Annotated in this window: 1 protein-coding gene and 2 pseudogenes; all 3 read right to left on the reverse strand. The window is 63.9% G+C overall.

The genetic code is table 11. The features are described 5' to 3' along the window. Positions 1-138, reverse strand: a pseudogene (locus ENZ74_RS35525) (phosphoribosyl-ATP pyrophosphatase); the annotation flags it as partial. Positions 139-208: 70 nt separating this feature from the next. Further along, positions 209-1,003: an imidazole glycerol phosphate synthase subunit HisF gene (gene hisF, locus ENZ74_RS32050; RefSeq protein ID WP_024501998.1), complete on the reverse strand. Its 795-nt coding sequence runs from the start codon at positions 1,001-1,003 to the stop codon at positions 209-211. Next, positions 1,000-1,299: pseudogene (locus tag ENZ74_RS32055) on the reverse strand (arginase family protein); the annotation flags it as partial. The pseudogene ENZ74_RS32055 and the gene hisF, both read right to left, overlap by 4 nt.

The following is a 1,299-nucleotide window of genomic DNA, read 5'->3' on the forward strand; positions in this document are numbered from 1 at the left end:
GACTGCTTCCTCGCCGAGTTTCTGCGCCGCCTTGTCGATGCCGCGCGCGAACAGTTTTGCCGTCCACGAGTCCGGGTCGCCGGAATGGGCGCGTTCCCTGATGGTTTCTTCAAGACCTGACAGCGAAAACTCAGCCATGGCGCCATCTATCTGCTTGTTTAGGCATGATCTTTTCCGAAAACCGGTTCCCACTTTTCGGGATCATGCTTTAGGGCCGATTATTCACAGAGTCCAGCCGCATCGGCAGCCCTGCGGCGGCCATATGCGCCTTGGCCTGCGCTATCGTGTAGGTACCGAAATGGAAGATGGACGCGGCCAGCACCGCACCGGCATGGCCGTCGCGAATGCCTTCGACCATGTGGTCGAGCGTGCCGACGCCGCCGGAAGCGATGACCGGCGCGCGCACGGCGTCTGATATCGCGCGGGTCAGCGCGATGTCGTAGCCGGCCTTGGTGCCGTCGCGATCCATCGAGGTCAGCAGGATCTCGCCGGCGCCGCGATCGACCATTTTCCGCGCGAACTCGACCGCGTCGATGCCGGTCTTTTCGCGCCCACCATGGGTGAAGATCTCCCAGCGGTCGGCCTCACCGGTGGCGGACACTTTCTTGGCGTCGATGGCGACGACAATGCACTGGTTGCCGAACTTGTCGGCAGCCTCGGCAACGAAGTCCGGGTTCTTCACCGCCGCCGTGTTGATCGACACCTTGTCCGCGCCGGCCAAGAGCAGCTTCCTGATGTCGGCGACCTGGCGCACGCCGCCGCCGACGGTCAGCGGCATGAAACATTGTTCGGCGGTGCGTGCGATGACGTCGAAGATGGTCTCGCGATTGTCCGACGAAGCAGTGATGTCGAGGAAGCAAAGCTCGTCGGCGCCGGCCGCGTCATAGGCCTTGGCCGCCTCGACCGGATCGCCGGCGTCGACGAGATCGACGAAGTTGACGCCCTTGACGACACGGCCGTTCTTGACGTCGAGACAGGGGATGACACGGGCTTTCAGCATCAGCGGCCCTCTATCGTGGCGATGAGATCGTTCAGCAACTGGCCGACCAGCGGCGGAACATCGGCCTGCGCGTCGAAAGCCGGATCGTAGGCGGAGACGGTGATGCCGACGACCGGCACCGCAAGCGCCATGGCGCAAGTGGCGTCGCGCAACTGCTCCGGGCTCGGGCCGCCCGAAGTGATATAGCGGTTGGCCTGCAACTCGCGGGGATCATGCACGTCCATATCGAGGTGCATGTGCACGCGTTTGGCGCCGGCGATCTTCAGTCTTTCGGTCGCCTGGGCCACCCCGGCGCATTC

The organism is Mesorhizobium sp. M7A.F.Ca.CA.002.15.2.1, assembly GCF_003998715.1.
GTDB lineage: Bacteria > Pseudomonadota > Alphaproteobacteria > Rhizobiales > Rhizobiaceae > Mesorhizobium > Mesorhizobium ciceri.